At 70.7% G+C, this 5,387-nt stretch carries 6 protein-coding genes; all 6 read left to right on the top strand.

The annotated features are described in order from the left end of the window. Window positions 1–299 precede the first annotated feature (299 nt). The 6 genes from VAE46_RS10420 (at window position 300) to VAE46_RS10395 (ending at window position 5,375) form a co-directional block, all read left to right on the top strand. Window positions 300–1,250 (top strand): AAA family ATPase, encoded by a 951-nt coding sequence (locus VAE46_RS10420; RefSeq protein ID WP_416223964.1) that lies wholly within the window; start codon window positions 300–302, stop codon window positions 1,248–1,250. Continuing rightward, the gene (locus VAE46_RS10415) at window positions 1,247–2,176 is read left to right on the top strand and encodes a DUF58 domain-containing protein (RefSeq protein ID WP_322796874.1); all 930 of its coding nucleotides are present in this window, start codon (window positions 1,247–1,249) and stop codon (window positions 2,174–2,176) included. The genes VAE46_RS10420 and VAE46_RS10415 overlap by 4 nt, the downstream gene beginning before the upstream one ends. Then, the gene (locus VAE46_RS10410; protein WP_322796873.1) at window positions 2,173–3,195 is read left to right on the top strand and encodes a VWA domain-containing protein; all 1,023 of its coding nucleotides are present in this window, start codon (window positions 2,173–2,175) and stop codon (window positions 3,193–3,195) included. The genes VAE46_RS10415 and VAE46_RS10410 overlap by 4 nt, the downstream gene beginning before the upstream one ends. Before the next feature lie 84 nt (window positions 3,196–3,279). Further along, complete coding sequence (locus tag VAE46_RS10405; RefSeq protein ID WP_322796872.1) at window positions 3,280–4,086, top strand: alpha/beta fold hydrolase; 807 nt, start codon at window positions 3,280–3,282, stop codon at window positions 4,084–4,086. Window positions 4,087–4,096: 10 nt separating this feature from the next. Next, window positions 4,097–4,864, top strand: a complete 768-nt coding sequence (locus VAE46_RS10400) for an aminoglycoside adenylyltransferase domain-containing protein (RefSeq protein ID WP_322796871.1) — start codon at window positions 4,097–4,099, stop codon at window positions 4,862–4,864. Continuing rightward, a complete protein-coding gene (locus VAE46_RS10395) occupies window positions 4,818–5,375 on the top strand; it encodes a GNAT family N-acetyltransferase (RefSeq protein WP_322796870.1) in 558 nt (185 codons plus the stop codon). Before VAE46_RS10400 ends, VAE46_RS10395 begins: the two co-directional genes overlap by 47 nt. Window positions 5,376–5,387 lie beyond the last annotated feature (12 nt).

Here is a 5,387-nt window from a genome sequence, read left to right as displayed (position 1 = left end):
TCGAAGGCGAAGCTCGAATCGCTCGGGCTGGCCGACGTGGCAGCGGCGCTGCACAACTAGGTAACGGGCTCCGCAGTGCGCACCAGGCGCCCTCCCCTGTGGGGAGGGCGCTTTGTTTGTGCCTGGTGAACCGCGGGTTCAGGGCCGGGTCGGGCTTTACGGGGACTTCCCCGCGGGTGGTTCAGGGTAGAAGAGGCGGCGGATTGCCAGCCCCGGTGAAGGAGTTTCGATTGCAGGAGAACGGGACGGTTCTGCGGCGTGAAGAGGCCGAGCGGGCCCATGCGGTCTTCGAATCGGCGATGTTCGAGATCAAGCGGGTCATCGTCGGGCAGGAGCAGATGCTCGAGCGCGTGCTGGTGGCGCTGCTGGCCGGCGGGCACCTGCTTATCGAAGGCGTGCCGGGCCTGGCGAAGACGCTAACCGTGAAGACGGTCGCGGAGGTGCTGGGCGGCACGTTCCACCGGGTGCAGTTCACGCCCGACCTCGTGCCCGGCGACCTGGTCGGGACGCGCATCTACCGGCCCGATACGGGCACCTTCGTGGCCGAGAAGGGGCCGGTCTTCTGCAACATCCTGCTGGCGGACGAGATCAACCGTGCGCCTGCGAAGGTCCAGTCGGCGCTGCTGGAGGTGATGCAGGAGCGCCAGGTCACGATTGGGCTCGAGACGTTCCGGGTGCCGACGCCGTTCCTGGTGATGGCCACACAGAACCCGATCGAATCGGAGGGGACGTACCCGCTGCCGGAGGCGCAGGTCGACCGGTTCATGATGAAGGTGGTGGTGGAGTACCCGGAGGCGGCGGAGGAGGTGGCCATCGTGCAGCGGTCGCTGGAGCCGACGCCGCGGGTGAAGCAGGTGCTGCCGATGGACGAGCTGCAGCGCTTCCAGGCGATGACGGCGGAGGTGTACGTCGACCGGGCCGTGGCGGAGTATGCGGTCGCGCTGGCGGCGGCGACGCGGCACCCGGAGCGCTACGGGCTGGCGCGCCACCGGGCGCATATCGCGTTCGGGGCGAGCCCGCGCGGGAGCATCAATCTGGTGCATGCGGCGCGCGCGGTGGCGCTCCTGCGGGGTCGGCACTACGTGCTGCCGGGCGACGTGTTCGACCTGGCGCGCGACGTGCTGCGGCACCGGATGGTTCTGACCTACCAGGCGCTGGCGGAGGGCGTGACGGCGGATGCCATCCTGGACGGGGTGCTGGCCGCGGTCAAGCCGCCGCGCATCGAGCTGGCGGCAGAGGCGACGGCGTGAGCGGGAGCCTCGCGGCGGCCTGGCCGAGGACGCCGGACCGGCCCGGGCCCGGGCCGATGCCCGAAGGCGTGCTCCGCGCCCTGGACGTCACAGTGGGGCGGCGGGTCAGCAGCCTGCTGGCGGGCGATTTCCGCTCGCACGGGCTGGGAACCGGCAGCGAGCTGGCGCAGGTGCGGGAGTATGTCCCGGGCGATGATGTCCGGCTGATCGACTGGAACGTGACCGCGCGGACGACGGTGCCGCATGTCCGGGTGCACGTTGCGGAGCGGGTGCTGACGACGTGGCTGGTGCTGGATGCCTCGCCCTCGATGGGGTTCGGGACGGCGGAACGGCGGAAGTTCGATGTCGCGGAGGGCGTCGCCCTGGCGATTGGGCATGTGGCCACGCGGCACGGCAATGCGCTGGGGGTGTTCGCGTTCGGGCCGCAGGGAGAGCGCGTGGTCCCGCCGGCGCAGGGTCGGGCGGGGCTGGTCTCGCTGCTGCTGGCCCTGCGGATGCAGCCGGAGCCGCGGGGGCTGGGGCCGGGGCTCGGCGAGGTACTGCGGCGGGCGAACCGGCTCGCGGGGCGCGGCCGACTGATGGTGGTGGTCTCGGACTTCCGCGGGCAGCGTGACTGGGACGGGCCGCTGCTGGAGCTGTGCGGGCGCCACGAGGTGATCGCGGTGGAGATTCGCGACCCGCGGGAGCAGGAGCTGCCCGATGTGGGCGAGCTCTGGCTAGTCGACCCGGAGACGGGGCGGCACCTGCGGGTCGATACGGGCAACCGTCGACTGCGCGAGCGGTTCGCGGCCGCCGCCGCGGCCGAACGCGAGGAGGTCGCTGCGGCGATTCGCCGGGCGGGTGCGCGGCACGTGGTGCTTTCGACGCAGGGCGACTGGCTGCGGCCGCTGGCCCTGGGTTTGCGACAGGAAGGGGTGGTTCGATGACGTTTCTCTGGCCATTCGCGCTGCTCGGGCTGGCGGCGGTGCCGCTGCTTGCGGGGCTCTACCTCGCCTTCCAGCGGCGGCGGTCCCGCTATGCGGTGCGGTTCACGAACCTCGACCTGCTGGCGAACGTGGTGGAGGCAACCCCGGGCTGGCGCCGGCACATCCCGCCGGTGCTCTACGGGCTTGCTATCGCGGCGCTGGTGCTCTCGCTGGCCCGGCCGCAGCTGGTGACGAAGGTGCCGAAGCAGGAGGGCACGGTGGTGCTCGTCACCGACGTCTCGGGGTCGATGAACGCGACGGACGTTACTCCGACGCGCATGGATGCGGCGAAGGAAGCGGCCCAGCTGCTCGTCGACCGGCTGCCCGAGGATTTCCGGCTCAGCCTGATCAGTTTTTCGAGCGGGGTGAACGTCCTGGTGCCGCCGACCACCGAGAAAGCGGACGTCCTCGCGGCGATCGAGCGGCTGGCACCGCAGGGCGGGACGGCGATGGGCGACGCGCTGGCGACCGCGGTGGACGTGGTGCGGGCCGCGCTCCAGGCTGAACAGCCGGCTCAGGGCGCCGGCGGTGAAGCCGCGCCCACGCCGGGGGCCGTGCGCGGGGAGGGCGAGGCGGCGCCGGCGGTGATTGTGCTGCTCTCGGACGGGGCGAACACGGTCGGGCAGTGGGACCCGCTGGACGCGGCGCGGCTCGCGCAGGAGGCCGGCATCCCGGTCTACGCGGTGGCGTTGGGGACCCCGGACGGGGTGGCGGTGGTAACGGACCAGCAGGGCCGGCAGCGGGCGGTGCGGGTTCCGCCCGATGAGGAGACGCTCCAGGCGATTGCGCAGCTAACCGAGGGGCGCTTCTTCTCAGCGCCGGACTCGGATGAGCTGGAAAGCGTCTACCAGGACCTTGGTGACCGGATTGGCTACGACGAGGAGCGCACGGAGGTGAGCTGGGCGTTCGCGGGCGGCGCGGCTGCCCTGGTGCTCATCGGCGGGCTTCTTGGGCTGCTCTGGTTCAACCGGTTCCCCTAGGGCCGTCGCACGAAGGGGCAGCCCGCGACATCGAACCGACCGCCGTGATTGCGGTAAGCGGCTGCGATCGCGTAGGGTTCGCGCATGCCGCTGGCGGAGTGCAACGGGATGCGGCTGTACTACGAGGTCCACGGTTCGGGGGAGCCGCTGGTGCTCGTAAAGGGGCAGGGGAGCGACCACCATGGCTGGGACCCGGTGGTGGAGGACTTCGCCGCCCGGTTCCAGGTCATCGTGTACGACCACCGGGGCACGGGGCAGAGCGACAAGCCGCGTGAGCCGGCCTACACGACGCGGATGTTCGCGGCCGACGCGGTAGCGCTGCTCGACCACCTGGGCATCGAACTGGCGCACTGGTACGGGATTTCGATGGGCGGGCGCGTGTGCCAGTGGGTGGCGATCGACTACCCCGAGCGGGTGCGGGCGATGGTGCTGGGCTGCACGACGCCGGGGGACCGCCATGGGATTCGCCGGCCGGCAGAGGTGGATGAGCGCATGCGCAACCGCCCCGCCAACGCGGAGGAGGCGGCGCTCTGGCTGGCCGAGGAGATGGTCAGCCCCGGTTGGCTGGCGAACCACCCGGAGTACCGGGAGTTTTTGCTCCGGAGAGCGCGGAATTCGCCGCCGCCGTGGGCGCTGCGGTTGCATTACGAGGCGAGCCAGATGCACGATGCATGGGAGAGGCTCCCGGAGATTGCCGCGCCGGTGCTCGTGATCCACGGGACGGAGGACCGGATCAATCCGACGGAGAATGCGCGGCTGCTGGCAGAGCGGATCCCCGGGGCGGAGCTGTATTTTGTGGAGGGAGGGCGGCACGGGTATTTCATCGAGTTCCGCGAGGAAGCGGGCGCGGCGGTGATGGAGTTCCTGGCGCGGCATTCATCATCGAGGTAGGGGTGCGGCCATGCATTTGCAGCGGAAGATCATGGGCTTTTCGCGGGATGTCGGGCGGAGGCTGGAGCGGGCGCTCGGCGACAACGTCATCGGGCTCTACCTGCACGGTTCGGCGACGATGGGCGCGTTCCAGTACCTGCGTTCGGACTTCGACATGCTGGCGGTGGTGGAGGAGCCGCTGACGAAGGATGAGCAGCGGCTGGTGGCGGAGCTGCTGATGGACCCGGAGATGCCCTGCCCGGGTTCGGGGCTCGAGCTGAGCATTGTGACCGATGCGTCGCTGGACATCGAAAGCCATTCGCCGCCGTTCGAACTGCACCTGAGCACGGTGCCCGAAGCGCGGACGTTCGTGGACGGGCACGGGCACCCGGGCGACCCCGACCTCCTGCTGCACTACGCGGTCGCGCGGGCGCGGGGGAAGGCGATTAGCGGGCCATCGCCGGAGGAGATGTTCCCGCTGATCCCGCGGAGCTGGGTGCTGGAGGCGATGGCTGACGAGCTGGGGTGGGCGCTGGCGAACGCGACGCCGGGGTATGCGGTGCTGAACGCGGTGCGTGCGCTGCGGTATGCGTACACCGGGGAGCTGGTGAGCAAGCAGGAAGGGGCGTACTGGTTTTTCCGGCTGAAGAAGCACATGACGCCGGTGCGGCTGGCGCTGAAGCAGCACCTCGGGCGTTCGGAGTACGGTCCGACGGCCGAGCAGGCGGAGCGGGTGGTGGGCTGGGTGCTCGATGAGATCAGCCGGGTGCGGATGGACCTGGACGAGGACGAGGTGTAGGGCAGTGGACCCGTGGAGCATCCGGTGGGCGGGCGCCTCGGATGCGCGCGCCCTTGCGGAGCTCCGGTACAGATTCCGGGAGGAGATGGGGCAGGCCAGCGAGGACCGGGAGGCCTTCCTGGCGCGGGCGACGGCATGGATGGCAGAACGGCTCGCCGACGACGGGGCCTGGCGGGCGCTGATCGCGGAAGCCAACGGTCAGCCGATCGGCTGCGGGTGGCTGCAGCTCATCGAGAAGGTTCCGAACCCGGGCCCGGAGGAGGAACTGCACGGGTATATCACCAGCCTGTACGTGGACCCGGGCTGGCGGGGGGCAGGGCTGGGTGCGGCGCTGGTCGAGACGCTGGTGACTGCCTGCCGGGAGGCGGGGGCGGACGCCATCGTGCTGTGGCCTACGGAACGGAGCCGAAGCCTGTACGAGCGCAGGGGCTTTGCGGCGCCGGCCGACCTGCTGGAGCTGCAGGTCGGGACGGGGAGATCACCGCGCGGGGTCACTCAGACGGCGGGGTGACAATGTCGCCAT

The organism is Tepidiforma sp., assembly GCF_034433535.1.
Lineage (GTDB): Bacteria > Chloroflexota > Dehalococcoidia > Tepidiformales > Tepidiformaceae > Tepidiforma.
The sequence above is the reverse complement of the archived record's forward strand: the minus strand, read 5'-3'. Positions and strand labels throughout refer to the sequence as shown.